Raw genomic sequence first — 24,859 nt, 5'->3', positions numbered from 1 at the left:
CCCTTATCTTTCGGAATAACTTCGTAAACGATACCAGCCGTCTACCGTCGAAATTGCGTAATTAACGCTGCATTCACATTTTTTGCTCAGTAAGGAACTTCATGGAACACTACCTTTCAGATTTGCTGCGACGCCAGAAAAAGCGCCTGCTTGAACAATGGATACAAAACCAACTGGCCAGCAGCGATCTGCGCGACGACCTCATGAGCAGCGACGAACTACGGGCGCAGTCGGAAGAAGTAATAGACGCACTTACGGATGTACTCAGCGAAAAAAACATAACCAATCCACAATCAACTGATTTTCAAAACCTGAGTGATCTTTTAGCGGGCATTTCCATCTCCCGCGCCCGGCAGGGATTTACCCCCCGCGAAACGGGCATGTTCGTACTGAGTCTGAAGGACACCCTGCTCGACGTTTTGCAGAGCGAGTTAGCCGATGACCCGGTGCGGCTACACGACCTCACGATGAAAATCAGTAAGCTAATCGACAACTTTTCCGTATCTACGTTTGAGACCTACATTAAAGGTCGTGAGGATATAATCAGTCGCCAGACCAGCGAGATCACCGACATTTCGACGCCCGTCATTCAGGTTTGGGACGGCATTGTGGCCATGCCCCTGATCGGTACCCTCGATAGCGCCCGAACGCAGGTGGTGATGGAGAACCTCCTGCAGGCCATTGTCGAAACGGGCAGCAGCATCGCCATTCTGGATATATCCGGCGTTCCGACGGTTGATACGCGGGTAGCTCAGCACCTGATCAAGACCGTCAGCGCCACGCGGCTGATGGGCGCCGAATGCATTATCAGTGGCATCCGGCCCGAAATCGCTCAGATTGTTATTCACCTCGGGATCGACCTCTCGAATATTGTCACGAAAGCGTCGCTGGCCAAAGCACTCCAGCATGCCTTCGGTATGCTTCGGCTCGTCGTGCGTAAACAGGACAGAGACCTCCGGTCAGCGTAATTAACGGCTCCATGGAAAAAATTCCTATTCTACGGATGGGCCCCTTCCTGCTGGTAACCATTCAGGTCGACCTCTACGACCGGCTGGCCTTAAACCTGGAAGCCGATCTGATCGAAACGGTGCATAAAACCGGTGCCAGAGGTGTGCTGATTGATATTTCGGCGGTTTCCATCGTCGATTCGTTCATGGGCCGGATCCTGGGCAACATCGCGGGGATGTCGCGGATTCTGGATGCCCAAACGGTGGTGGTCGGTATGCAACCGGCCGTTGCTATTACGCTGATTGAACTGGGTTTACCGTTAAAAGGTATTCATACTGCCCTCAACGTTGAAAAGGGGATTGAAAAGCTACGAGCAACCATCCCCCCTGACGACGAGGAGACAGACGATGATTATTATTTCCAGTAGTGAAACAGCCAGCATTCGTACCGAACAGGATGTAGCCCGGCTCCTGCACCGCATCAAAGCGGTTGCGGCAGACACTGGATTAGGCACCGTTAGCCAGACAAAATTGATGACGGCCGCCAGCGAACTGGCCCGTAATATGCTCTTCTACGCAAATGAGGGCGTTTCCTATCTTGAACAGATCAGCCAGGGAACAAAAGTCGGGATTCGACTAACGTTCATCGATCACGGACCAGGCATTCCCGATGTTGACCTGGCCATGCAGGACGGCTACACGACTAACCCCCAAAGCCTCGGTCTTGGATTGCCGGGTGCCCGGCGACTCGTCAACGAGTTTGCGATAATCAGTACGGTGGGCAAAGGCACGACCGTTACGGTAATCACCTGGAAATTATGACTAATGCGCCCCATTTTCGCTTTACGGTGTCGGATCGTAGCTACCAGGCTTTTGTCAAACGGGAAGTGCATTATCTGGCCAAGGAAGCCGGATTCAGTGCGCGCCGGCTGAGCGAGTTAGACATCATTGTGTTAGAGATGACGTCGAATTTGCTCAAGCACGCCAAAACGGGCGAAGTCCTGGTCCGGCTGTTTCAGGAGAACAATACCCGCGGGATTGAGTTGATTAGTATTGACAACGGACCTGGCATTGCCGATCCTGAAAACATGCAGAAAGACGGCGTTTCAACCACCAAAACCCTGGGTCATGGCCTGGGAGCGATTCAGCGGTTAGCCGATTTTTTTCAACTGTATTCACTACTCGACTGGGGGACCATTTTACTCGCCCGACTCTATGACAATCCAGTGACTCATTCCAGAAGTGATAATCCGGCTTTTCCGCTGACGGTCCGTTCAGTCCTGGTCGCTAAGCCCGGCGAAACGGTTTGTGGCGACGGTTGCCGGGTAAGCATCACACCGGATTATGGTACCCTGTTTCTGGGCGATGGATTAGGTCATGGTCCGGCGGCTCATGAGGCTGTGACGCAAGCCATCGGTACGCTGCCCAATACGCGGTTGCGCAGCCCGGCCCGGTTGATTGAGCTGATTCACGAAGGCGTTCGTAAAACGCGGGGCCTGGTGGGGTCGGTGGTCGTATACGACCACCGACAGCAGCAATGGCTCTGGTGCGGGGTTGGCAACATCATGACCCGATTGCTACAAGCCACCGTGGTCCAGAAAAGCCATCTGCCCTACAGTGGCATCATCGGAACGGTGATGCCTACGTTGCACGATGAGACCATTCCGGCCGAATGGGGTCAGACGATAGTTATGTGCTCCGACGGTATTCAGTCGCGGTGGGATGCCACCAAATATCCGTATATTTTCAAGTACGATTTGACCATACTGGCAGCAGCCATTTATAAAGATAACGCCCGACAGACCGATGATGTATCGATAGTGGTCGGTCGGCTCACCCCCTGATATGCACGAAATAGCCAGCGTCACGCTTCACAATGAAATGGACCTCATTCTGGCGAATAAACGCAGTATGAGACTGGCCGAACTGGCCGGATTGTCGCTGGCGGCCCAGACTACGTTTGCTACCGCAGTTTCTGAAGTATCCCGCTACGCCATTGAGCGCGGTCTGGACGCCTGCCTGACGCTATACATTACCGATAGTAACGAATCGGTTCAGAGCCTGGTGGCCCAGATTGCCAGGGGCCGCTTTTTCATCAGCAATCACGACGACGAAGCCTTTGAATACGCGCGTCGGCTCGTTAACGATTTGCTCATTACGGACACCGCCAAAGGGTCGCAGATCACGCTGCGCTGCCATCTGCACAACAACCGCAAGATCAGTTCGGCACGGGCCGAGCAATGGAGTAAACAGTTTGTGAGCGAGCCGCCCGTGTCTCCCTACGACGAGATCAAGCGGAAAAATGCGCAGCTCCTGGAGTTATCGGAACGGCTTCGCGAAAGTGAGCAACATTACCGGTCGCTCACGGATTCGTTGCCGGTGATGATTTTCACCGCGGATGTCGACGGCAGACTGACGTATGCCAATGAGCGGTTGATCCATTATACCGGTCAGTCCATCAAAACCCTGAACCAGACGAAGTGGCAGTCCATCACCCATGAAGACGATTTTGACCGGGTTCGGGCGGTCTGGGCAGCGGCCACACCGGCCGGCCGGCCGTTTCAGTATGAACTGCGGCTGAAGGAAGCCACTACCGACGACTACCTGTGGCACATGGTCTGGGTAACAACGGATACGGCAACGCACGAACCCCAATGGACGGGCATTATCGTAAACATCCACGCCCAAAAACTCATCGAGCAAACCCTATCCGACAACAAAGAGCTGAAATATGCCAAACAGCAACTGGAGAAGTACCAGCGCGAACTGGAATCGAGTATCCGCGAACTGAACCGCAGTAATACGGAATTAAGCCAGTTTGCTTACATTGCGTCGCACGATCTGCAGGAGCCTCTGCGGAAAATCCAGGCATTCGGCGATGTGCTGCTGGCTCAGTACAGTACCCAGCTCGACGCATCGGGCGCCGACGTGCTGCACCGGATGCAGAATTCGGCGAACCGAATGCAGCATCTGGTCAAAGATCTGCTGACGTTTTCCCGCCTGACTACCCGCCCCCAGAGCCTGCGCCCTCTTGATCTGAACCAGATCCTGACCGATGTCCTGAGCGACCTGGAAGTTACTATCTCCGATAAACAGGCCAGCATCAGTATAGAGCCGCTGCCAACCTTGCCCGGCGATCCGCTTCAACTCCGGCAGTTGTTCCAGAACCTGCTGTCGAACGCCCTTAAATTTGCCCATACCGACCGGTTACCCGCCATCAAGGTACTGTCAACGATGGTTTCGGCCGGTCAGCTACCCACCACCGTTTCGTTGCACAACCATCGGCCCTACTACGCACTGGTCGTGGCGGACAACGGCATCGGACTGGACGAAAAATACAGCGAACGAATCTTTCAGCTCTTTCAGCGGCTCCACAACCGAAGGCAGTACGAAGGGACGGGTATGGGACTGGCGATCTGTAAGAAGGTGGCGGAGAATCATGGCGGAACAATCGCCGTTCACAGTCAGGTAGGTGAAGGCACAACCATGACGGTATACCTTCCGGCCGATTAATCAGGGCCAGGGCGATTCTGGCGGTAAAAGCAAACGGAGCGTCACCGATCCGTTACCTGACCCAATGGTCACTTTGGGGTATAGTCAACTATAGCGTTGGCCGTCAGAAAATACGCTTTTTCGCCCAGCGCCACGCCGGCCAGCACAGGTCCCGGCAGGTTGGTCAGCTTATCCCAGCGTTTGGTAGCCCCGTCGAACGTCAGTACGTCGCCCGCCAGGGTTATGATGTAGAGCTTATTCTTCAACGCAAAGCTTTCGCGGCTGCCCGACAGGTTATAATCGCCGGAAGGGGTTTCAAGTCTGGCGTTCAGCACCATCGTCAGGCCGGTCGGCGCGTCAGGTTCCGGTACGGTATACTCCCACATGATCCGGCTGCCCAGGTACGTTGTATAATCCTGACTGGGTTGATAGCCACCCCAACGAGAGGGCGACGGCAGACTACCGCCACCAATATAAATCCGGTCGTTAAGCGTACAGGCAAAACCACCCCAGTGGGTTGTTTCTACGTATGCCTGGTTATACTGAACCAGGCTCGCCGGTTCAGTTGGGTAGGGCGTTGTTCCGAACAGTTTTTCGGTAACCGGCTTCCAGCCGTCGGCCGGCCTGTAAGTGGCTCCACCGCTGTTTTCGAACGTAGTAGGCGTATTCGCTTTATACGTACCGTGCAGTACCAGCCCCCGGTCGCGGAAATTCAGGCCGTTGGCCCTGGCGCCAATCAGCACGTTCGGGACGCCACTTTTCTGCACCGAAGCTATATTTTGCCACGCGTTCTGCTGCGGATCGTACGCAAAGAAATCCGGGGAATAGCCATAGATCAACCCTGACGTACCATCGCCCTGCCCCAGACCTACGAACAGTTTGCCGCCCTGCGTGAAGTAAGTAAAGTCACGGACGGGCTGGCCCGTAAAGTCCTGTCTGGCAGTTAGCCGCCGGTCGGCAGGATCAAACTCCCAGAGTTTTGCAAGTATATCCTGCTTTGATACCTCCGTATTGGCACTCGTTCCAATGTAGATTTTGCCGTTCAGTGCTGCCATCAGCAGCGGTTTCCCGGCCGGAACGTCGGCCAGTTGACGCCAGGAGTCGGGAGCGGATGTTTCGGGAGTGGGTTGTTGGGCAGTCGGACGGCAGTTCCATAAAAAACCGACCGTCGCCAGGGCGATGAATAACGTAGAACGCATGAGTCTGATGGCTTGGTGTAGATAGAAGCGGATTATACCGCTTTGCTGAATCTCCCTGGTAATTCGTCTTTTCTGGCCAGTTTTCATTCCGGACCTGTTGAAAATATCAGCAGCCGAATCAAACCAAAACGCCTTCTGCCCGGCTACGTCCAGGAACAGAAGGCGTTACGTACGGTATGGTCAACGTGTCAGCCGGGTGATGTAGTCCCAGGCAGGATGAATTTATCCCGCATACCTGGCATTCATTACGGTACACGTTTACTCCACGGGCCTTACGTTAATTCAAATACTTCGTCCGGAGGGTGGCCAGTTTTTCGGTAGTCAGTTCCATTTCCTGCGCCAGAAACTTGTCCATGGAACCGTACGTCTGGTCAATTGCTTTGAAGGTTTGTTCCAGATAGACCGGATTGGCGGCCATCATGGGACGTAGCTGGTCTTCGGGCATACCCTGTTGGGCCATCATCTTCATCATCCGTTCGCGATCGGCTTTCCAGTACTCGTTGGTAGCTTCGTAATCCTTCAGAATAATGTCCCGCGGAACGCCCAGCGCCGATAAGATCAGCGCAGCGCCTACGCCGGTCCGGTCTTTCCCGGCCGTGCAGTGAAACAGCAGCGCTTTGTTATTATCGAGGCTGAGCAACTGGTCGAACATGGGCTTATACTTGGCTTTCAGGTGGGTTGTCTGGCCGTAGGAAGCCCCCATCAGCGAATCGCGCAGGGCCGGGTTGCGCATCATCTTACCCATCTCGCTCATGCGGATGTTTTCGCTTCCTGCTGGCAAATTCACGTATTGAACCCCCGCCGGAAGCCGGTCGGGCCCGTTTTTCACCTCATCGGGACCGCGCAGATCGCAGTCGACGCCTAAATGAAGAGTTTCAAGCGTTTTCAGATCGCTGTCGGTCAGGCGGCTGATGTCGGCCGAGCGGTAGATATGCCCCCATTTGACCGTCTTGCCATTTTGAGTCGGGTAGCCACCCAGATCGCGGAAGTTGCTGGTGCCTTCCAGTTTTACGGCCCGTTTAGTGTTGTAGACCAGTGTATCCTGAGCAAATGTCAGCGTTGGTAACAGAAAGAAGATGATAAATTTCATGCGTTCGTATGTCTTTAACTATGAGTTTCAATGAATGCTGTTCCTGATTAGCTACTTAGAAAATATCCCAGCGAATACCGGCCTGTCCCCGCTGCGAATACCACTCCGAGTCGACCAGCCGGCGCCGGTCGCCGAGGTACTGGCGAATCGGTTCGTTGGTCAGGTTGTTGATTTCCAGGAAGACCCGGATCTGCTTACTGATGGTGTACGCGGCTGAAAAATCGACCGTAAAGTTGTCGTCGGTCCAGGTGTAGAGCCGCGGACCGAGCTGCTGGCTGATGGCCTCTACCGACCGTCCCCGGAAATTACCCGCCAGTCGGGCCGTCAGGCCATTGCGTTCGTAGAACAGGATGGTATTGAACAGGTGCTTCGACTGCTGCGGCAGTGAGGTTTTATCCATCATTACGTCGCTGCCGACGGGCCGCGGTACCTCCACCTCCGAGTCGGTATGGGTGTAGTTCAGCTCAACCCCAAAACCACCCAGGAAGCCGGGCAGGAACGTAAACCGACGCGTCAGGGCGACTTCCAGCCCCATCAGTTTAGCCGAGCGCATGTTGCGGGGCTGCGAGGTGATTGTGGTGATGCCACCTTCGAGCGCCACGGAACGATCCTGAAACACTACGTCGGTAATGTTCTTGTAAAACAATCCACCCGACAGCAGACCGATGTTGTCGAAATAATATTCTCCCATCAGGTCGTAGTTGCTCGCAAACGTCGGCCGCAGGTCCGGATTCCCCCGCGTGATCGTCACGGGATTGCTCGTCAGGTTCACGCTTTCGGTGGGCACCAGATCCGTGAACAGGGGCCGGATAAACGTCCGGGTATAAGCCGCCCGCAGATTGGCCTTTGGGTTCAGGGCGTACTTGACGTGAACCATTGGCAGGATGGCGTGGTAGTCGTTCGAAACCGTGACGGGCGTAATCACATCGACGGCGGTCGGTCTTCCTTCGACGGTCCGGTTTTCGCGCCGGTACGACGAACCGCTCACCCGCAGCGATGTGTATTCGTCGCGAACGCCCCCGAAGACTTTCAGTTTGCTCGTTGCGTTCCACTCGCCCATTACGTAGCCCGCCATAACGTTTTCAACCCCCTCCGAATACGTGGTCGGGAATGAAGCCGGCGTTACATCGCGGAAACCGTTGGCGGTTTGAAACGAGGGGGAAAACAACTGCGCCAGCTGATCCTGGGTAATGTTGTCGACGGCGTATCCATTGTACGGACTACCGATTTCCTGAAAGAAACCACCCCGCAGCGGAAACGATTCGCGCTGCAACTGACTCAGCGGCACCAGCGGGGGTGAATTCGGGATGCCCAGAGCCGCGCTCGGCAGATACACCAGAGCGCCACTCGTGCTACGTCCGCTCCGGTCTTTATGGCGGTACTTACCCCCTACTTTCAGCGAGAACTTCGGCGATACGTCGAATTTAAGGTTTACCTGCCCAACCTGATCCTGCTCTTTCACGCCCAGTTGCAGAATCACCAGTTGCCGCAGGGTTAGCTTTGTCGGGTCGATGGCATCGGCTACCGGATCGTTCAGGCGCGGCATAATGGCCAGTGGGTCGTCGCCGATACCGTCCGGCGCGTCGAATTTCAGGTACTTTTTGCCGTCCGACGACAACCCGCCGAATCCTTTCGACAGCCTCTGCCGGAAAGTGGCAATGGGCAGACCCCGTTTATTGGGGTCCGTTGTCGAGGGCGTATTGTCGATTACATACTCCGTCAGGTAATCCGACGCCAGCCAGTCGATTTTCAGGCGCTTCGATAGCTGGTGTTCGCCACCAATCTCGTAGCCGTCGATGGTTGTCTCGTAGAACGAATCCCGGAAATTGAGCTGGTATTCGTTCGAACTGAACAGAAAGTAGGTTTCGTACACCGGCCGGATGTCGTTGAACTTATCATGCAGCGCCCGTCCGTAGATTCGGTTACCGGCATTGAACCGATACTCCAGCCCGGCGTTGAGGCCGTAGGTTTGCCGCTTCCCCATGTACCGCTTCAGGAGCAGGCTGTTGATGGCCACCTGCTGCTGCGGGTTCGTGGCACCGGTATTGTAGGCTATTGTGTACTGATCCGTTCCCCAGCGCCGATCCCAGACGGCCGCCGACAGCATCACGCCCAGCTTGCCATCGAAAAAGCGGCCGCCGTACACGATCGAGCCGTTGTAGGTACCATCCTTCGAGAAGTTGTTGTACCCACCGGCCGCGCTGACACTCAACTTCCGGAACTCGGGGGCCGTGCGGGTCACGAAGTTGATCGAGCCCCCGATGGCGTCGCCTTCCATATCGGGCGTCAGCGCCTTGGCTACCTGAACGTACTCAATGATTTCCGACGGCACCGCATCCAGCACCGCGTTGCGCGACCCGCCAACGTTGGCGCTCGGCATCCGGGTACCGTTGAACAGCGTCGATGTCCAGGCGAAAGGCAATCCCCGAACCGTAGCCTGATCGGCCTCGCCGTGGTAGCGGGCCACCGCCACGCCCGGCATCCGCTGCACGGCCTCGGCCGCGTTGCGGTCCGGCAGTTTACCGATGGCATCTGAAGCCAGTACGTCGATGATTGCCAGCGAATTCCGCTTGATGTTCATGGCCTTGATCTGCGACGCGGCCATGGTTCCTTTCACGATAACATCGGCGAGCTGCGTACCCTCCGCCGATAGTTTGATAGTCGGCAGCGGATTAACGCCCGGCTTCACCTCCACGGGAACTTCCAGGGTTTTATACCCGATAAAGCGGACCAGCAGCGTTTGGGGGCCAACCGGTACGTTCGGCAGTTGAAAAGCCCCGTTCAGGTCGGCAGCAGCACCCAGCGTTGTGTTTTTAACGAGAACGGTAGCGCTGGGCAGAACCCCGTTGGCATCTTCGATACGACCGGTCAACGTAGCCCGTTCAACAGCCTGACCGAACGCAACCCACTGCGGCAACCCCAGGGTCAGCAACCAGCAACAGAGTACCAGCATTCGTTTTGCAAAAGACATGATTGTGATTGGTTAATACTTCGGGGCGAAGGTAGAGCGCGGCCAAAAACAGATCGACCCAGCCGAACGGCGAGGTTCGCGCCGTTCGGCTGGGTCGTCTAAACGACAATCGATTGCTGATTATCAGCCTTTTGCCAATGTTACGTTATTGTTAAGTCTTGCCAGCGCCGTGTTGCCGCTCAGGGCCTGCTGGTACTCGGTGGGATTGAATCCAGTCACTTTTTTGAAATACGAGTTCAGGGTTGTCTTCGACTGGAAGCCGGCCTGAAACGCCAGCTCCAGAATCCGACCGTCGGGGCGCTGCTTCATCAGTTGAATCATTTCATAAACCCGGTACTCGTTCACGTACGCGTAAAAATTTTTTCGGGCTTTCTGATTCAGGACCTGCGATACGTGCTGCCGGGTCGACTTCAAGCGAGCGGCCAGCTCGTCGAGGGACAGTTCCGGCTCCAGATACGGCTTGTCCCGTTGCATGAACTGCTCCATGGTGTCGAATAAAGCGTCGACCTGCTGAGTCGACAAGCCCGATTTTTCGTACGTAATACCGTCCTTGTTGACCTGATTCTCTGTAACGTCCTGGCTTACGGCGTCATCGGGTTGCCCGGCAGGAGTCGCAGCCGACTGGATAAAGAAGAAACGCAGGCACCGGTACGACACCAGACCCAGCATGATATACGCCATGAAATGCGGATCGTAGTCGTAACCCAGGGTCCCACTTACCTCCTTGATGATCATGCCGCTCAGAACCACCGCAATCAGCAACCCGCTGATCTGAAGCAGGAATCGCTGATCGTCTTTCGGAACGGCCGCCGGACGACGGAGTAGCCAGATCATGTAGCTACTGTACCCGATCAGCGACACCAGCACCCCATTGGCGTACCAGGCAAACATAGACTCGAATACTACCGGTTTTTGAATCGGCAGCTGGGTAATCACGCAGAAGGTGTACAGCCCAAAAGCCGCCAGAAACGGGATGAGGTGGAGCAGCTGGATTTTCCAGTTCAGCGAGCGCCCCACCAGCTGACGGTACTGAAAATACAGCAGCGGCCCGTAACTGAACGTAGTGAAACTCGTCAGCCGGCTGAACAGATAGCCGTTTTTGAGTACGCCCAGCAGGAACAGCTTGATGCCCAGATGAATGATGATCAGCAGCAGGAGCGCCTTTATGTACGGGTAGTTGCGGGTCTGCGTGTTGCGCAGCGGCAACACATACAGCACAACACACGTCTGTACGAACGCAAAGGTAGTAACGAGAAACAGCATAAGGGGTGTCTCTTTTCAGTAAAAATACGGAGTCGATCGCAGTCGAAAGTGGCGAATCAGGTTATCAAATTATGAATGAAAGGCCCCGCTTGCCGGCTGATCGTCAACGTATCGAACGAGCACCTTACCCTAAAATCTCATGGGAACCCACACGAACTTATTGGCCGCGCCCAAACCTGACGTATCTTTGCGGGTTATTAAACCATGGCTGCAAACACCCGCGATACCGCTTATCAACTCCGGCAGGGACAACTCGTTGCTCTGGCCGACGAAACCGGCTGGTCGATAGCGGCCGACCCGGTTAACGACGGCGCTGTGCGGCAGTTGCTGACGGTCGCGGCAACCGCCCCGGCCGGCTCACGACCCACCGTACTGATTCCGAATACGGATATGCTGGGGCTGTACGTAGCCAGAGTACCCGACATCGCGTTCGATCTGGTCGAGTTTGCGGAGAATCCGCTCACGGTCGTGTACCAGCAAGGCAAAAACCTGTCGCCGGTCCTGCTCGATCAGCAACCGGAGGTCGCCGTTCGCCGGTCCCTGAATGCCGATGTGCAGCGGCTCCTGGGGAGCCTGGGCCGCGGGCTCCTGATTATTCCGTTCGAAGCGCAGGCGCTGCCGCTGGTGGCCGAGGGCCTTGTGGTCAGCCGATTTGGTACCCCACCGGCCACCTTGAGCAGACCCCGTATTATGCGGCTGGGTGTGGGCGGAGAACTTGAATTTTTACGAAAATAAGACCGGTTGACTTGCCAACCGTTCCAATCAGCGCCGGATTCAGCCGACAGCCGGACCGAAAGCGCAGAATAACTTATGAACTTTAGCGACACTTTAGATAAAAATTTGGTCTTCGACGTTATCGCCCGCCAGGCCGATGCACTCGGTGTTCAGGCTTACGTAATCGGCGGATTCGTGCGTGACCTGGTGTTGAAGCGCCCCTCCAGCGACATCGATGTAGTGTGCCTGGGCAGCGGCATTGCCCTCGCCGAAGCCGTCGGGAAGGCGCTGCATACAAACGTGGCCGTGTTTGCCAATTTCGGCACCGCCATGCTGCGCACCAGCCAGGATGGGGTTGACTGGGAAGTGGAGTTTGTGGGCGCCCGCAAAGAATCGTACCGGTCTGATTCGCGCAAGCCGATTGTTGAGGACGGTACCCTCGAAGACGACCAGAACCGGCGCGATTTCACCATCAACGCCATGGGTATCAGCCTGAACCATACCGGCAATCCCGGCTTTGGTGAACTGATCGACCCGTTCGATGGCCTGCGCGATATCAAACGCAAACTTATTCGGACACCGCTTAACCCGGACATTACGTTCTCCGACGATCCGCTCCGGATGATGCGGGCCATCCGGTTTGCCTCGCAGCTCGGTTTTGACATTGAACCCGATACGTTCGACGCTATCGTGCGGATGAACGAACGCATTCTGATTGTATCGCGGGAGCGTATCACCGACGAGCTGAACAAAATCGTTCTGTCGCCGACGCCTTCCTACGGGTTCAAGCTGCTGTACCACGCCGGGCTGCTGGAGCGCATCTTCCCCGAACTGGTAGCTCTGAAAGGTGTGGAAACCATTGAGGGGAAAGGCCACAAGGATAATTTTTATCATACCCTGCAGGTACTCGACAACGTAGCTAACCGCAAACGGTCGGCCAACGACACGAATCCCGAGCAGGAACTCTGGCTGCGCTGGGCGGCCCTGCTCCACGACATTGCCAAACCAGCGACCAAACGCTTTGATGCTAAGGTCGGCTGGACCTTTCACGGTCACGAAGACCTCGGTGCCCGCTGGGTACCGGGTATTTTCCGTACCATGAAGCTGCCCCTGAACGAACACATGCGGTATGTGCAGAAACTCGTTCGGCTACACCTCCGCCCCATTGCCCTGGTGAAGGAACAGATCACCGATTCGGCGCTACGCCGGCTGCTGGTCGAAGCGGGCGACGATCTGGAGGGTCTCATGAGTCTGTGCCGCGCCGACATCACGTCGAAGAACTACGAGAAGGTACAGAAGCACCTGCGTAACTTCGCCAGGGTCGAACAGAAGCTTCATGACCTCGAAGAGCGTGACAAGCTTCGAAACTTCCAGCCGGTCATTACGGGAGAGCTGATTATGGAAACGTTTGGTTTGCCGCCTTCCAAGGAGGTTGGTAACCTGAAATCAATTGTGCGGGAAGCTATTCTGGACGGCATTGTGGCCAATACGCTCGACGCGGCTTATCCGTATCTGATCGCAGAAGGCCGAAAACAGGGGCTGACACCCGTTAAAGAGTTAACCAGTAGTAATGAATAACTGATAATGGAGAACAACACGAATTTTCGACGCTTTTTCGGGGCTTCGCTAACCATTCTGGGCGTAGCGGTTGTCCTGTTTGCGCTCATTGCCTTCCTCTCTGACAATAAACCCGTTCTGGGCATGAGCATTAGTAAAGGCGAAGCGGCCGCTCCGTTCTTCGTCGGAATGATCTTCCTGATCACGGGTGTGAATCTGGTTCGGGACCTGTAACGACCTTAGACGCGAAGCGGAGCATTTGCCGGGGCTGTCAGACGTACCGTACAGACAGCCCCGGCAAATGCTCCGCTATTTATTTCGTCAGCCGGTCGACCGAAAACGGTGCCGGAAACAGAGCTGTCTGTACGGTACGTCTGACAGCTCTGTTTCCGGCACCGCTGCTTATTTCGTCAGCCGGGCCGCCAGCAGCCACTCGTAGGTATTGCGGGGCTGAGGGAGACCGTTCGCACCAATTTGCAGGTACATCAGGTGCAGGTGCGTACCGGAGCGGGCCTTGTAGGCGTTGAAGCCTGATCGACCGATTTCACCGATTTTTTCGCCGGCCTGCACCCATTGACCGGGCGCTACGGTCACCGCGTTGTTGTGGGCGTAATAGAACAGCCCGTGCAGCGCCGGATCGTACATCCAGATCCAGTTGCCGCCCCGGTATTCACTGCCCGGCAGCCAGCCTGTTTCGATGCCGATCACCACGCCACTCGTCATGGCCAGCACATCTACCGGAGCTTTCGTGTTATCATCCAGGTTATCCTGATTGCGGTCGTAAATGAAGATATCCTGCGCCGGATGACTGCCCCGTACTTTGTAATCAAACAGATCGAAGCCCCGGGCGTGATAACCTTCGCCGTGCGTACCGCCGATGGAACGGGGCGAATAGCCCCGTAAAGGAAAATTAAAATACGCCCCTTTGCGCATCAGGCTATCAATGCGCACACTATCGTAGACGGTTGCTTCCTGACTACGGAACCGCTCCTGCAGCCCCTTCATGATGCTGCTGAACACCGCCCGGGCCGAGTCAGGCTCTATGGTCTGCTCCCGAATCTGTACATAAAGTGTCTGAAACTGTTGGCAGTACCCATACACGGTTGGCTCGTTTGAACTGGTCAGAACAACCTGTGATGAAGCCACGTTGACCCCGCCCACTAACACAGCCACCACCATTCCGACAATTCGCATGAACGAATATACGTCAATTTTCACCCTTGCTACGATGGATTAAGTCGCCAAAATTACGCAAAGATGGCTGATTTAGGGAATGGACCGCCGGAAATTGCCTACCGGGACCTTACGGACAAACGATCTTGTAGAAGGTATAGCTGACGGTCAGGACCGTGTAGGTGTAACTGTCTTTCAACGCCGGATTACCCTGAGCCAGTTTGTTGAAGTTATTGGCGCCGAAGGTCCGCTCGCCCAGGCCGTCGACATAATCGTTGTTTGAAAAACGGGTACCGAACTCAAAACCAACGCTCCAGGGTCGTTTTATTTCGTACTTAACGCCAATGCCGATTGGAAAACTGGGTAGCGACCGGCCCCTGAACACGGTGTTCCGATAGCTCGACAAACCAAATCCGGCAAAAACGTAGGGCGTCCAGTTCAGTACGTTCCGTTGCGGTACATAATTCAGAAAATTATACTCCAGATCGATGGTAGCCTCGCTGACCCGGGTGCGGAACGAGTAGTTACGCGCCTGCTGCAGCGGATCGCGGCTGGCCTGGTCATCACCCCGGATACCGCCGATGGCCAGACCACCCCGGACTGAAAAAGACCGGGTGGCGTTGTAACGAAAAAACACGCTGGTTGCCGGTCGGTAAAACTGCGGATTGAGCGCCGGTGCTACGTCGCCCTTATAGAGCATACCGCCAACCCCTCCGCCAATCTCGATCTTCTGCGCCTGTGCGCCAAAACTGATAAAAAGCCCGACTGCAAGGAGCCGGGCTATCGTGACTCGGAAATAGCTCATCAGACTGAAAGACAACTTTCTGATAGGTACGGTTGCCTATTTGATCGGCGGACACTTGATTTTGCCCGGAATAATGTAATGAATCGACAGGTTTGTCAGGATATAGCCATCGTTCAGTAAACCATCGCCACCACGGGGCAAGTTTCCCTGTAAAGCATCGCTGATCGGGCCTTGTAGATCCGTTCTGCTATTGAACAGATCTCTGAGCACGGCATAGCGATCCGGAATATTTTTCTTGCGCGATGCATACTGCTCCTGCCGTCGATCGCTCATGCGCAATGCCAAGCCCTGTAGAGCGCTTGCTTCAGGGTAGGGGTTACCACCTACATCATCGAGGTAGTCGGTAAAGGTGTAGCGGTAGCCGATCTCAAACCCGATGTTGAACGACTCGTTGAAGGTGTACCGAACGCCGATCCCCACCGGAATGGCGAGCGTCACCAGCGAATACGGCTTGTCCCGGCCCGGCTGCCCCTGCCCTTCCGTCCGCAGCGGCTGGAGTTTCACCCACCGGCGCGACGAATCCGGCGAACTTTCGTTGTAGGGCGTGCGGGCCTCCGGACTATGAGCCAGCAGGGCCAGTCCCCCAAACACGTAAGGCGTTATTTTAGCCCGGGCGTTGGAGTTGCGGCCGTCCGGAATGAAGTTGTAAATACCCGTAATCGAAAACTCCTTCAGGTCATTACGAAAGTGCAGGTTCCGGGCGTATTGTACTAAATACTTTTCCGGATTAACCTTGTTGAACGTGTAATCATCCCCCGAAATACGTGCCCAGGTAAACATAGCCCGAGCGGCAAATTTAGGCGTAAACTGGCGGGTGTAGCCAAGTCCTACGTTCCATCGGGGCATGATGTACGTGGCCCGAAAGGCCCGGCGATAACCGGCCAGGTCGCCGTAGTAGTGTGAAGAACCAACGCCAAACGAAACGGAGGAATAAGGAGCAAAACCGTTGTAAAGCCGCTGCGCTGAACTTTCGGCTGCGGTACCGACCACGAAAAGAGCTGTCAGCAGGCTTGCTGTCACATAATGGTATATCTTCATAACTTCTATTTACGTGAATCAACCTGATCCGGCATTGGTTGGCCGGTTCATCTCGGAAACGGCCAACGTGTCGCTTTTATTGGAAAACTCCCACTAAAATTATGCCACGCTGGAAAAAAGGTTGAAAAAAAGGAAGAAAGGGAGGAAAGGAGGAAGGGGAGGAAAGGGAAATACCGGAAGGAGAGTAATTGAGGTCTTCTTGATTTCAACTTCTTTCCCTCTCCTACCCTTCTCCTTTCCTCCTTTCAATTCCGAATATCCCACCCCCAGTTTAATTTGCTGCGCAGCGTGTTCAGAAAGTTGTCGTCGCTGAGTTTTACGAGTCGCGCCTTAAACTGCTCTTTCTGCACGCTGATGCGGGTCGATACGTCGACGGTATACGAACGGGAGTCCAGCGCGGCCAGGAAGTTGCCGCTTCGGCTTTCCACCTCAAACGAGAGCCGGCAGGAATCCATCACGATCATCGGCCGTACGTTGAGGTTATGCGGGCTGATGGGCGTAATGATGAAATTATTGGTTTGCGGCAACAGCACCGGTCCCCCGCAACTGAGCGAATAGCCGGTCGAACCCGATGGCGTCGAGATAATCAGCCCATCGGCCCAGTAGGAGTTCAGGAACTCGCCATCCAGGTACGTATGTACCGTAATCATCGACGAAGTCTGGGTGCGGGTGATGGTGAAGTCGTTGAGCCCGAACGGCAACCCATTGAAGATGTCGATGTTGGACTGAACGCTGACCAGCGACCGGTCATCAATGCTGAACTGCTGGTTGTACAGGGCATCGATCATGAAGCGAATCGTGGCCGGAGAAACCGTAGCCAGAAAGCCCAGCCGACCGATATTGATCCCAACAATCGGAATCTCCCGGGCCCCTACGTGCGTGACGGCATCGAGCAGCGTTCCATCGCCCCCGAGGCTGAAGATAAAATCAGCTTCGGAGACCCCTTCGTCGGGCTGGTACGTTTCTTCACTGTAGTGGACAATCCCGGCCATGTCGAGAAAGCCGCGGTAGGCATGCGAAATCAGGATGGTGGCCTGTCGCTGGGCCAGCTCATCAAACATAGACTGGATATACGACCTGGCAGATTCGGGGAAGTTGCGCCCGTGAATGGCGATTTTCATGTAAGACGGTTTTCGGCTTACGGTTTTCGGTTCATCGTTTTCAGTATATGGCTGGCCCCGCCAGCCTGGGCCGACGGAGGAACAACCATATACCGTAAACCGAAAACCAAAAACTACGTATTGAGGTAGCGCAGCAGCAGATCAAGACGTTCCTGATCAATACTCTCCACCGGTACATTGGCAAAAGCGGCTTCAATCTGATAGCCGAACCGTTCGAGCGTCGACACCACCGGCGTAATGTCCCGACGGTTCAGCTTGAGCGTCAGCCGCGACTTATCCGGCATGCCGTAGGCCGCGCTGGAATAGTAGCTGCTAATGATTTTGACGTTGTTGGATTCAATCAGGCGACTGATCTCCGCCATGGAGTAATCGCGCTCATTGATCGACAGAATCAGGATGGCACCGGTCTCCTGCACGCCCAACTCCTGCGCAAACTGCTTGAGGAGCTCGCTGGCCGAGATGGTTCCCATAAATTCGCGGCCTTCGTTCAGCACCGCGACCACTTCCAGCCGGTTTTCGATCAGCAAGTTCAACACCTCCAGCAGATGCTGCGTTTCGTAGACGTACACCTGCTCAAACAAACGCATCACCTCGCTAAGCAGCTGCTCGTCGTCCGGCACGTCCATCAGCAATTCTTCACTGACCACGCCCCGGTATTCGCTCTGATCAATCAGCGCCAGTTGCCCGATGCGGTGCTCCTGCATCCAGTCGAGCGCCTGCCCAACCGAGTCGGTGGGCTTCAACGCCGGGAGCATCGGGTCTATTAGTTCAGCAGCAAGCATAGTAATTGGCGATAAGTAGAAACTGTATGGCAGAAAACTACGGAAATTACACCATAGTTTCCAATACTTAGCGAAAAATGGATAAACGGTTCGTTCGGCGGATTTCGCCGGCAGAACGTTCCACTAAGCAACTGGCCCTGAAAAGCAATGGATTGGCTACACGACCTCTTCGCCGGCTAACGAATTGACAGCCAGCGGGTGGCGGGTTAGCCAGTCGCTCAGCAACTGGTTGAACCGCTCGGGATGCTCCATCATCGGAGCGTGGCAGCATTTATCGATAAAGTGCAGCTCAGCGTTGTCGATGAGCCGGTTAAATTCGTGCGCCACTTCGGCGGGGGTGATCGTATCATTCAGCCCCCACACCAGCAGCGTCGGCACCTGGATCCGATACAGATCCTTGGCGACGTTATTACGCTGGGCCGATTTCGCAATAGCCACAATGCTCATGCACTTGGGAATGCTGCTGGTGATGTCAAACACCTCATCGATCAGTTCCTTGGACGCCACTTTCGGGTCGTAGAAGGTATAGGCTACGCGTTCGGCAATGTAATCGTAGCTGCCGCGTTTGGGGAATGAGCCACCCATTGAGTTTTCGAACAGGCCAGAACTACCCGTCAAAACCAGCCGCTGCACCATATCCGGGTGTTTGAAGGTGTATAACAGCCCAACGTGACCGCCCAGCGAATTACCCAGCAGGGTCAGATCAGTCAGCTGTTTCTGCGCCACAAAGCGTTCGATAAACGCAACCAGTCCTTCCAGACTAGCCTCCCGGACGGGCATTTCATAGATTGGCATCATGGGAATAACCACACGATACTGTCCTTTAAACCCGTTGATGACCCCGTCCCAGTTGCTGAGTGCACCGAACAACCCGTGCAGCAGCAACAGTACTTCACCCTGACCTTCATCTACGTAGCGGAATCCCGCTTCTTCCCGAATCTGATAATTCATACCTTTTGAGCAGTTTAGGATGCAGACAGGGCTGGCATCATCTTCTCCGCACTAACGGTCCTATTTTTTACAAAATTAATCCAATTCTTTACAATTCCTAATCCGTGCTCAGTCTGGGCCGCTTCCGGATGAAACTGAACCCCCCAAATCGGCAAATGGTTGTGCCGCATTGCCATTATTTCGTCGGAATCCGTCCTGGCGGTTGCCTCAAGGTCAGCCGGCAGGTCGCGCAAGAGCAGCGAATGATACCGCGTTACGCCAAACCGGTCGGGCAGTCCGTCAAACAACACATCACGGGTTGTTACGTAGAGGGTATCCACTTTCCCGTGCCTTGGCCTGAGTGCCGCTGTTAACCTGGCTCCGAAGTAGTCGCCCAGCGCCTGATGGCCCAGACAAACCCCGAGCATGGGCACCCGCTGGTGGTAGTGGTCAATCACGTTCATCAACTGACCAGCCCGCCGGGGAGTACCTGGTCCGGGCGACAAAACTACCCCATCAACCGGCTCCGCTGTCAGGTGGTGCAGCGATTCATTGTTACGCCGTATACGGCAGTCGGCTCCGGCCTGTTGCAGGTAATCGACCAGCATATACGTAAACGAATCGAAATTGTCTACCACCAATACGTTCATACCGTTATAACACAAAGGTTGTTGACAAAATTTACATTTCCTAAAAAAATTACTAATTCACATTGTACGGAGACTGACTATCAATTGTTTACGAAATACACAACTTGCTATTATTCAATTTTTATAAAAAAAGTACCAACCTTGCCAGCTACTTCGTATGGACAGGTCGATGGATGGAGTAACTTTGGCCATCATTTATCATTCCTGATCCGATTGCTGCATGTCCACTGAATCGCCCGTTGTGATTATAGGTGCCGGTATGGCCGGATTAACCTGCGCTGTTTATCTCAAACAAGCCGGCATCAACGCCCTCCTCCTCGAAGCCTCTGATGATGTGGGCGGGCGCGTCCGGACCGACGAGGTGGATGGGTTCCGGCTCGATCGGGGTTTTCAGATTCTGCTGACGGCCTACCCCGAAACCCAACGACTGCTTAACTACACCGCCCTCGACCTGCGGGCATTCCGATCGGGGGCACTGATCCGATATGAGGGCGACCGGGCATCCCACTGGGCTACGTTGCTCAATCCCTTTCAGGAACCCCAGTCCGTGTTCCAGACCCTGGTTTCGCCGGTCGGTACGTTCGCCGATAAACTACGTATTGTTGAGCTGCTCCAGCGAACGAAACGCCTGACCGTATCGGATCTGTTCCGGCAAACGCCAACCACGACCCTGGCTTATCTGCGCGAGATGGGCTTTTCGGAGCGGATGATTCAACTCTTTTTCCGTCCCTTCTTCGGCGGGGTGTTTCTGGAAGATGCGCTCGTGACCTCCAGCAATTTCTTTGAGTTCTGCTTCCGGATGTTCTACAGTGGCGATGTGGCTGTGCCCGCCCTGGGCATTGGCGAAATCCCCAGACAACTGGCGAACCGGCTCACTCCCGACCAGATTCGGCTGAACTGTCCGGTCAGCCACATCGAGGGGCATCAGATCCGGCTGGCAACCGGCGATACGATTACGGCAAAAACGATTGTGCTGGCGGTTGATGCGGCCCAGATCGCTCAGCTTCTCAACCGCACGGTTCCCCCGGAACAGGCTTTCAACCATACTACCTGCACGTATTTTACAGCCCCGGCGTCTCCCAATCAACAGAAACTGCTGATGCTGAACCCGAACCGGGCGTCGGCGGTGCACAACATCGCCGTGATGACCGACGTAGCACCGGGATATGCCGCCAACGGCAGGAGTCTGATCTCCGTCAGCACCCAGGGACTGGAAACGGTACGGGAAGATGTGCTGGCCGAGCGGATCAGGACGGAATTAACGGGCTGGTTCGGCGAAACGGTGAAGAGCTGGCAGCACTTAAAAACGTACCACATTCCGCACGCGCTACCCGCCTACAACGCAGGCTCCGCCCTGACCGACGTCCATGCGACGCTGAAACTCGACGCGCACCTGTATCAGTGTGGCGACCGAACGGCCTACCCGTCCCTGAACGCAGCCATGCAGACCGGCCGGGAAGTGGCCGAGATGATCAGCGAAAACCAGAGCGTGTAACGGCCTTGCAGGTTAGGCACTCTGCGCAAGCCAGTGTGCCATCTGGTAGCCCGACAGGAAAGCGCCCTCTACGTTGCCCATCCCGAAGCCGTCGCCCCCGATGAGCAGCGGAATGGGGGCGTTGATCCGGAGAAACGGCTCGTTGTGGCGCTGATCGGCCTGGCTGTACCGCCAGCGGTGTACCTGGTACGTAGCTACCGCATCGGCCGGCAGGAATTCCGGCAGCCGATCGATCAACCCCTGCCCAACGGCGTTCAGGTCATCGTCCAGATGAGCCTGGCTGAAGGCCTGACTCGCGTGAATCGTTACGGATGGCTGGTTGGGCGAAATACCTTTCTGCTGGTTATCAGCCACCCACGCAATGGGTCCCTCCTCGAAACGCAGTACGCCCGGTGTCGGAATTCGACTGGGCTGGTTCAAGGCCACGATAACGGCCAGACAAGGTTTGTACGCAACAGCCGCCAGCGCAGCCTGCTCGGGTTCGGACAAGACAAAACCACTGTCGTTGAACAGGGTCTGTGCCTGCGGAACAGGAATGGTAACCAGCAGCGAACCGGCTTCATAACGCCCGCCGGTATCCGTCAGCACCCGGCAGCCGGTATCGGTTGTCTCAATCTTTATCGCCCGCTCACCCGTCCGGATGTCGAGGTCCAGCGCCAGTTGCTTGGCCACAGCGCTCATACCGTCGCGGCCAACGTAGCGGGGATGGTCGGTGTCGGGAAGCGGCCACTCGCTGACTATACCGTTTGTTAGAAACTGCTGAACGTAGGCTTGAAATTCCGGTGTTTTTGCCGAGAAATACTGGGCGCCGTGGTCGGCCCGGGCCTGCTCAATGCGTCGGGTTGCCATCCGGCCGCCAACGCCCCGCCCTTTATCAAGTACGGTGACGGTCCAGCCGATTCGGGCTAGTTCGCGAGCGGCCGTCAGACCGGCCATTCCCGCGCCAATAATTAATGAGGTGGGCATAAATCAGGGGAGTATTCGTATGTTTAGGTCAACAATCATTCCGCCGAATTGTTGACATCTTCATGCGTGAAAACGTGCTGCTGCGCTATGGTCTATCGTTTCTGATTGCCCTGCCTATTGGTTTCCTGCTTCTGTATCCGCACGTACTACGGTGTATGTGGGTAAGTCGCTCGGATGAGTTTGCACTCCTGGCGGGGGTGCAGCCGGACGCACCCAGCAGCAGCGGCCCTGTCTATGTCAGCCAATCCGCAACGCCCGGTCAGCAGGCCCAGCTGCGACAGCACGTTTCGGCCGCCCGCAACCGCATCCGACGGTTCTGGAGCGGGGAACGCCGGGGCCGGGCTACGCTCATCTACTGTCCCGATCAGGCCGACTACGAACGCTACTGCGCTGGTGGCGAGGGTGCCGGGTGCAGCCTGGGAACCCCCTGGGGCGCGTCGTATCTGGTACTGGGACCGGAAGGCAACAATACGGACGTAATCGCCCACGAACTGTGCCACGACGAACTGTTTGCGCGGCTGGGCTGGTGGACGGTCAAACGGCAGATTCCGCAGTGGTTCAACGAAGGCCTGGCTCTGATGGTTGATTACCGGTTTACAGATCCCGACACCTGGGAACGTCCTGACTCCCTGCGAACCGAATTTGACGATGCGTACGCCGATCTCCCCTCCCACTACGGCCCCATGATCAAGCTGTCGGAGCTTGAATCAACCCGCGATTTTTTCGGTGGAGACTACCAGCACGTGATGCTGGCTTATCAGACGGCCGCGGCCGAGGTGTCGCGCTGGCTGGCGGTAGTGGGCCTCCGGGGTGTGCCTGCCTTAATCCAGGCCGTTGAGAATGGAGACCCTTTCTATGAGGAATACCGTAGGCTGGAACGGGCCAGGCGCAAACGATGACTTACTGCGTCACAATCCGGCGGGCGGCCGTCCGCTCCCCCACCCGAACGCGAAGGATGTACAGGCCGGGCGGATTCCCACCCAGGTCCAGCACAGCGGTTGCCTGACTGATTTTGCGCTGTAACACCGGTCGGCCGTTCAGATCAAGCAGGTCGATAACGGCCGGCTGAGCCAGCGTCTGTCCATTAATCCGAACCGTCAGCGACGTAGTGGCTGGTATTGGGAACACGTCTACCGATTCCAGCAGCGGTCGCTCTTCCAGGCTCAGTACGGGTTGTACCGTGATCGTAAGGATGTTGGCGGACCGCTGCGGCCCTTTGCCACAGCCATTGCTGACCGAATCGAGCCGGAACACCGCTGTCCGGATCGGGGCTACATTAACCACGTAGGGATTCGTGCCGGTCGTTACCGTTACCGGAGGTCTTGTTGCGGCCGTATCCCGGTAGGTGAACGTCCAGGGGCCCTCCCCCGTAAAGGTGATGGAAAAACTGGCCGGCTGCCCCTCGAAAATCTGCTGATTGCCCGTCAGCGTCGCCGTTGGTAAGGCCCGGATCGTTACGGTCGTTGGGCTCAGGCTACCCCTGACGGGCACTTTCGGGTTCGTCGCAACCACCCGCACCCAGTACGGTCCGCTGCGCAACGTATCAGGCAATCGTCCCGTCACTAGTCCGTCACCATCGTACGTTGATGGCAGCTCGACGAAAACAGCCCGGGCCGAATCGGCTACTACACCGGCTACCTGCAGCCGGAACGAACTGCCCTGCGTAAAGGAGCCGTTGCTTAAAAATCGGGCCGACAGGTTGGTGCCGGCACAAAGCGAAGTCGATGTAAGGGCCAGCGTGGTAATGGTTGGTACGTTGACCGTTACCGTTGCCGATGCGTTGCTTCCCGGCGACCCGGCTCCGCACCGATTGCTGACCTCAACGACCTGGTACGTGGTTGTCTGTTCGGGCAGCACCACGATGGTCGTGTCTTTGGTAGCCGTGCCGGAAAGCCCATTGGAGAGCCGGAACTGGTACGGCCCGTTGCCGGTGAACGATAGGGCCAAAGGCACCTCAACGCCCAGGTTTACGGCCGTACTGCCGCTGATGGACAACGTCGGAACAGCCTGTACGAACACCTGTATGGCGACCCGCTGGCTTTCGCAGCCGTTTGGTTCCGTTTGGGAAACGTAGTACGTATCGCCCTCCGGTTTCTGCGTCGCGTTCTGGGTTGGTGGCGATGGCGCCGTCGTTGACACAACTCCCGACGGTTCATACCATTTCAGGCCAACACCCGTTGCCTGAAGCGGCTGGGAAGGACCATTTTGGCAGAAGTCGACCCGGGTTCTTTCCACCGTGGGCGGGGCCGAAACAGCTCCGACAGCTAACGTAGACGGGCTGGCGGACCCAATCGATGCCGGATTGCTGGATGTCACCCGGACCCGGTACGCCCCCGCCGTAGTAGAAGCGGGCACCGTGGCCGTAACGCGCCAGGATGTCACGACGCGGTTGGTCTGAATCAGCGTGGGTGTACCCGTCGGAATAGTCGCAAACGAACCGCCCTCGGCTGCTACCTGCACCATAAACGTATTGCTGCTGTTAAAGGCGCCGGTGGTTACAAACGGTACGTCAAAGGTGCCGTTTGGGCATACCGCCGTAGTACTGATTGATTCCGTTGTAATTAATCCCTGTGCCCAGCTTACCGGCCCTGATACCAACCCACAAAGCAGACAACACAGCCAATATGTATACCTGAGCATACCACAATGAATTGAACTGAACATAA

General features: G+C 55.9%; 23 protein-coding genes. 10 read left to right on the top strand and 13 right to left on the bottom strand.

Annotated features, from left to right (window positions below; all coding sequences use genetic code 11):
* Window positions 1–101 precede the first annotated feature (101 nt).
* Genes DYU11_RS09455 through DYU11_RS09435 form a run of 5 tightly spaced genes read left to right on the top strand, consistent with a single transcriptional unit; the run spans window position 102 to window position 4,460 of the window.
* Window positions 102–968: an STAS domain-containing protein gene (locus DYU11_RS09455; protein ID WP_119667394.1), complete on the top strand. Its 867-nt coding sequence runs from the start codon at window positions 102–104 to the stop codon at window positions 966–968.
* A gap of 11 nt (window positions 969–979) precedes the next feature.
* Window positions 980–1,375 (top strand): STAS domain-containing protein, encoded by a 396-nt coding sequence (locus DYU11_RS09450; protein WP_119667393.1) that lies wholly within the window; start codon window positions 980–982, stop codon window positions 1,373–1,375.
* The gene (locus DYU11_RS09445; protein WP_119667392.1) at window positions 1,356–1,769 is read left to right on the top strand and encodes an anti-sigma regulatory factor; all 414 of its coding nucleotides are present in this window, start codon (window positions 1,356–1,358) and stop codon (window positions 1,767–1,769) included. Before DYU11_RS09450 ends, DYU11_RS09445 begins: the two co-directional genes overlap by 20 nt.
* Window positions 1,766–2,791: an ATP-binding SpoIIE family protein phosphatase gene (locus DYU11_RS09440; RefSeq protein ID WP_119667391.1), complete on the top strand. Its 1,026-nt coding sequence runs from the start codon at window positions 1,766–1,768 to the stop codon at window positions 2,789–2,791. The genes DYU11_RS09445 and DYU11_RS09440 overlap by 4 nt, the downstream gene beginning before the upstream one ends.
* Before the next feature lies 1 nt (window position 2,792).
* Entirely contained in the window at window positions 2,793–4,460 is a 1,668-nt protein-coding gene (locus DYU11_RS09435; RefSeq protein ID WP_119667390.1) for a sensor histidine kinase, read from the top strand.
* A 68-nt stretch (window positions 4,461–4,528) separates the two neighbouring features.
* On the opposite strand, the gene DYU11_RS09430 is transcribed toward DYU11_RS09435, so the two are convergent.
* From DYU11_RS09430 to DYU11_RS09415, 4 genes are all read right to left on the bottom strand, one after another.
* On the bottom strand, window positions 4,529–5,638 hold the full coding sequence (locus tag DYU11_RS09430; protein ID WP_119667389.1) for a Kelch repeat-containing protein: 1,110 nt from the start codon (window positions 5,636–5,638) through the stop codon (window positions 4,529–4,531).
* 277 nt (window positions 5,639–5,915) lie between these two features.
* Entirely contained in the window at window positions 5,916–6,728 is an 813-nt protein-coding gene (locus DYU11_RS09425; protein ID WP_119667388.1) for a tyrosine-protein phosphatase, read from the bottom strand.
* A gap of 55 nt (window positions 6,729–6,783) precedes the next feature.
* The gene (locus DYU11_RS09420) at window positions 6,784–9,699 is read right to left on the bottom strand and encodes a TonB-dependent receptor (protein ID WP_119667387.1); all 2,916 of its coding nucleotides are present in this window, start codon (window positions 9,697–9,699) and stop codon (window positions 6,784–6,786) included.
* A 123-nt stretch (window positions 9,700–9,822) separates the two neighbouring features.
* On the bottom strand, window positions 9,823–10,962 hold the full coding sequence (locus DYU11_RS09415; RefSeq protein ID WP_119667386.1) for a helix-turn-helix domain-containing protein: 1,140 nt from the start codon (window positions 10,960–10,962) through the stop codon (window positions 9,823–9,825).
* 204 nt (window positions 10,963–11,166) lie between these two features.
* On the opposite strand from DYU11_RS09415, the gene DYU11_RS09410 reads away from it, so the two are divergent.
* The 3 genes from DYU11_RS09410 (at window position 11,167) to DYU11_RS09400 (ending at window position 13,467) form a co-directional block, all read left to right on the top strand.
* Window positions 11,167–11,697, top strand: a complete 531-nt coding sequence (locus DYU11_RS09410) for an L-threonylcarbamoyladenylate synthase (RefSeq protein ID WP_119667385.1) — start codon at window positions 11,167–11,169, stop codon at window positions 11,695–11,697.
* A 75-nt stretch (window positions 11,698–11,772) separates the two neighbouring features.
* Window positions 11,773–13,254: a CCA tRNA nucleotidyltransferase gene (locus DYU11_RS09405; protein WP_119667384.1), complete on the top strand. Its 1,482-nt coding sequence runs from the start codon at window positions 11,773–11,775 to the stop codon at window positions 13,252–13,254.
* 6 nt (window positions 13,255–13,260) lie between these two features.
* Entirely contained in the window at window positions 13,261–13,467 is a 207-nt protein-coding gene (locus DYU11_RS09400; RefSeq protein WP_009280847.1) for a hypothetical protein, read from the top strand.
* 168 nt (window positions 13,468–13,635) lie between these two features.
* On the opposite strand, the gene DYU11_RS09395 is transcribed toward DYU11_RS09400, so the two are convergent.
* The 7 genes from DYU11_RS09395 to DYU11_RS09365 all read right to left on the bottom strand — a co-directional run bounded on the left by DYU11_RS09395 (window position 13,636) and on the right by DYU11_RS09365 (window position 19,732).
* Complete coding sequence (locus DYU11_RS09395; protein WP_199736695.1) at window positions 13,636–14,427, bottom strand: M23 family metallopeptidase; 792 nt, start codon at window positions 14,425–14,427, stop codon at window positions 13,636–13,638.
* 109 nt (window positions 14,428–14,536) lie between these two features.
* Window positions 14,537–15,211: a type IX secretion system protein PorG gene (gene porG, locus DYU11_RS09390; RefSeq protein WP_119667382.1), complete on the bottom strand. Its 675-nt coding sequence runs from the start codon at window positions 15,209–15,211 to the stop codon at window positions 14,537–14,539.
* Between the two features lie 36 nt (window positions 15,212–15,247).
* Window positions 15,248–16,249 carry a DUF6089 family protein gene (locus DYU11_RS09385; protein WP_119667381.1) on the bottom strand — a complete coding sequence of 334 codons (1,002 nt, stop codon included), beginning with the start codon at window positions 16,247–16,249 and terminating at the stop codon, window positions 15,248–15,250.
* A 245-nt stretch (window positions 16,250–16,494) separates the two neighbouring features.
* Window positions 16,495–17,370, bottom strand: coding sequence for an NAD kinase (locus tag DYU11_RS09380; protein WP_119667380.1), 876 nt, complete (start codon window positions 17,368–17,370; stop codon window positions 16,495–16,497).
* Between the two features lie 113 nt (window positions 17,371–17,483).
* Window positions 17,484–18,152, bottom strand: a complete 669-nt coding sequence (locus tag DYU11_RS09375; RefSeq protein ID WP_119667379.1) for a CBS domain-containing protein — start codon at window positions 18,150–18,152, stop codon at window positions 17,484–17,486.
* A gap of 156 nt (window positions 18,153–18,308) precedes the next feature.
* On the bottom strand, window positions 18,309–19,103 hold the full coding sequence (locus tag DYU11_RS09370) for an alpha/beta fold hydrolase (RefSeq protein ID WP_119667378.1): 795 nt from the start codon (window positions 19,101–19,103) through the stop codon (window positions 18,309–18,311).
* A 14-nt stretch (window positions 19,104–19,117) separates the two neighbouring features.
* A complete protein-coding gene (locus DYU11_RS09365) occupies window positions 19,118–19,732 on the bottom strand; it encodes an anthranilate synthase component II (RefSeq protein WP_119667377.1) in 615 nt (204 codons plus the stop codon).
* Window positions 19,733–19,952: 220 nt separating this feature from the next.
* Here DYU11_RS09365 and DYU11_RS09360 point away from each other — a divergent pair, with 220 nt between their 5' ends.
* A complete protein-coding gene (locus DYU11_RS09360) occupies window positions 19,953–21,227 on the top strand; it encodes an NAD(P)/FAD-dependent oxidoreductase (protein WP_119667376.1) in 1,275 nt (424 codons plus the stop codon).
* A 12-nt stretch (window positions 21,228–21,239) separates the two neighbouring features.
* On the opposite strand, the gene DYU11_RS09355 is transcribed toward DYU11_RS09360, so the two are convergent.
* On the bottom strand, window positions 21,240–22,193 hold the full coding sequence (locus tag DYU11_RS09355; RefSeq protein ID WP_119667375.1) for an NAD(P)/FAD-dependent oxidoreductase: 954 nt from the start codon (window positions 22,191–22,193) through the stop codon (window positions 21,240–21,242).
* A gap of 62 nt (window positions 22,194–22,255) precedes the next feature.
* On the opposite strand from DYU11_RS09355, the gene DYU11_RS09350 reads away from it, so the two are divergent.
* Window positions 22,256–23,092, top strand: a complete 837-nt coding sequence (locus DYU11_RS09350) for a gluzincin family metallopeptidase (protein WP_119667374.1) — start codon at window positions 22,256–22,258, stop codon at window positions 23,090–23,092.
* A 1-nt stretch (window position 23,093) separates the two neighbouring features.
* On the opposite strand, the gene DYU11_RS09345 is transcribed toward DYU11_RS09350, so the two are convergent.
* Window positions 23,094–24,833, bottom strand: coding sequence for a T9SS type A sorting domain-containing protein (locus DYU11_RS09345; RefSeq protein WP_158600256.1), 1,740 nt, complete (start codon window positions 24,831–24,833; stop codon window positions 23,094–23,096).
* Window positions 24,834–24,859: the final 26 nt, after the last annotated feature.

It is taken from the genome of Fibrisoma montanum, from assembly GCF_003583365.1.
Taxonomy (GTDB): Bacteria; Bacteroidota; Bacteroidia; order Cytophagales; family Spirosomataceae; genus Fibrisoma; species Fibrisoma montanum.
This window is presented reverse-complemented; position numbering and strand designations above follow the sequence as displayed.

Coding starts and splice junctions, on each gene's coding strand:
- DYU11_RS09455 (WP_119667394.1), top strand. CDS start 102: ATGGAACACTACCTTTCAGATTTGCTGCGACGCCAGAAAAAGCGCCTG.
- DYU11_RS09450 (WP_119667393.1), top strand. CDS start 980: ATGGAAAAAATTCCTATTCTACGGATGGGCCCCTTCCTGCTGGTAACC.
- DYU11_RS09445 (WP_119667392.1), top strand. CDS start 1,356: ATGATTATTATTTCCAGTAGTGAAACAGCCAGCATTCGTACCGAACAG.
- DYU11_RS09440 (WP_119667391.1), top strand. CDS start 1,766: ATGACTAATGCGCCCCATTTTCGCTTTACGGTGTCGGATCGTAGCTAC.
- DYU11_RS09435 (WP_119667390.1), top strand. CDS start 2,793: ATGCACGAAATAGCCAGCGTCACGCTTCACAATGAAATGGACCTCATT.
- DYU11_RS09430 (WP_119667389.1), bottom strand. CDS start 5,638: ATGCGTTCTACGTTATTCATCGCCCTGGCGACGGTCGGTTTTTTATGG.
- DYU11_RS09425 (WP_119667388.1), bottom strand. CDS start 6,728: ATGAAATTTATCATCTTCTTTCTGTTACCAACGCTGACATTTGCTCAG.
- DYU11_RS09420 (WP_119667387.1), bottom strand. CDS start 9,699: ATGTCTTTTGCAAAACGAATGCTGGTACTCTGTTGCTGGTTGCTGACC.
- DYU11_RS09415 (WP_119667386.1), bottom strand. CDS start 10,962: ATGCTGTTTCTCGTTACTACCTTTGCGTTCGTACAGACGTGTGTTGTG.
- DYU11_RS09410 (WP_119667385.1), top strand. CDS start 11,167: ATGGCTGCAAACACCCGCGATACCGCTTATCAACTCCGGCAGGGACAA.
- DYU11_RS09405 (WP_119667384.1), top strand. CDS start 11,773: ATGAACTTTAGCGACACTTTAGATAAAAATTTGGTCTTCGACGTTATC.
- DYU11_RS09400 (WP_009280847.1), top strand. CDS start 13,261: ATGGAGAACAACACGAATTTTCGACGCTTTTTCGGGGCTTCGCTAACC.
- DYU11_RS09395 (WP_199736695.1), bottom strand. CDS start 14,427: ATGCGAATTGTCGGAATGGTGGTGGCTGTGTTAGTGGGCGGGGTCAAC.
- porG (WP_119667382.1), bottom strand. CDS start 15,211: ATGAGCTATTTCCGAGTCACGATAGCCCGGCTCCTTGCAGTCGGGCTT.
- DYU11_RS09385 (WP_119667381.1), bottom strand. CDS start 16,249: ATGAAGATATACCATTATGTGACAGCAAGCCTGCTGACAGCTCTTTTC.
- DYU11_RS09380 (WP_119667380.1), bottom strand. CDS start 17,370: ATGAAAATCGCCATTCACGGGCGCAACTTCCCCGAATCTGCCAGGTCG.
- DYU11_RS09375 (WP_119667379.1), bottom strand. CDS start 18,152: ATGCTTGCTGCTGAACTAATAGACCCGATGCTCCCGGCGTTGAAGCCC.
- DYU11_RS09370 (WP_119667378.1), bottom strand. CDS start 19,103: ATGAATTATCAGATTCGGGAAGAAGCGGGATTCCGCTACGTAGATGAA.
- DYU11_RS09365 (WP_119667377.1), bottom strand. CDS start 19,732: ATGAACGTATTGGTGGTAGACAATTTCGATTCGTTTACGTATATGCTG.
- DYU11_RS09360 (WP_119667376.1), top strand. CDS start 19,953: ATGTCCACTGAATCGCCCGTTGTGATTATAGGTGCCGGTATGGCCGGA.
- DYU11_RS09355 (WP_119667375.1), bottom strand. CDS start 22,193: ATGCCCACCTCATTAATTATTGGCGCGGGAATGGCCGGTCTGACGGCC.
- DYU11_RS09350 (WP_119667374.1), top strand. CDS start 22,256: ATGCGTGAAAACGTGCTGCTGCGCTATGGTCTATCGTTTCTGATTGCC.
- DYU11_RS09345 (WP_158600256.1), bottom strand. CDS start 24,833: ATGCTCAGGTATACATATTGGCTGTGTTGTCTGCTTTGTGGGTTGGTA.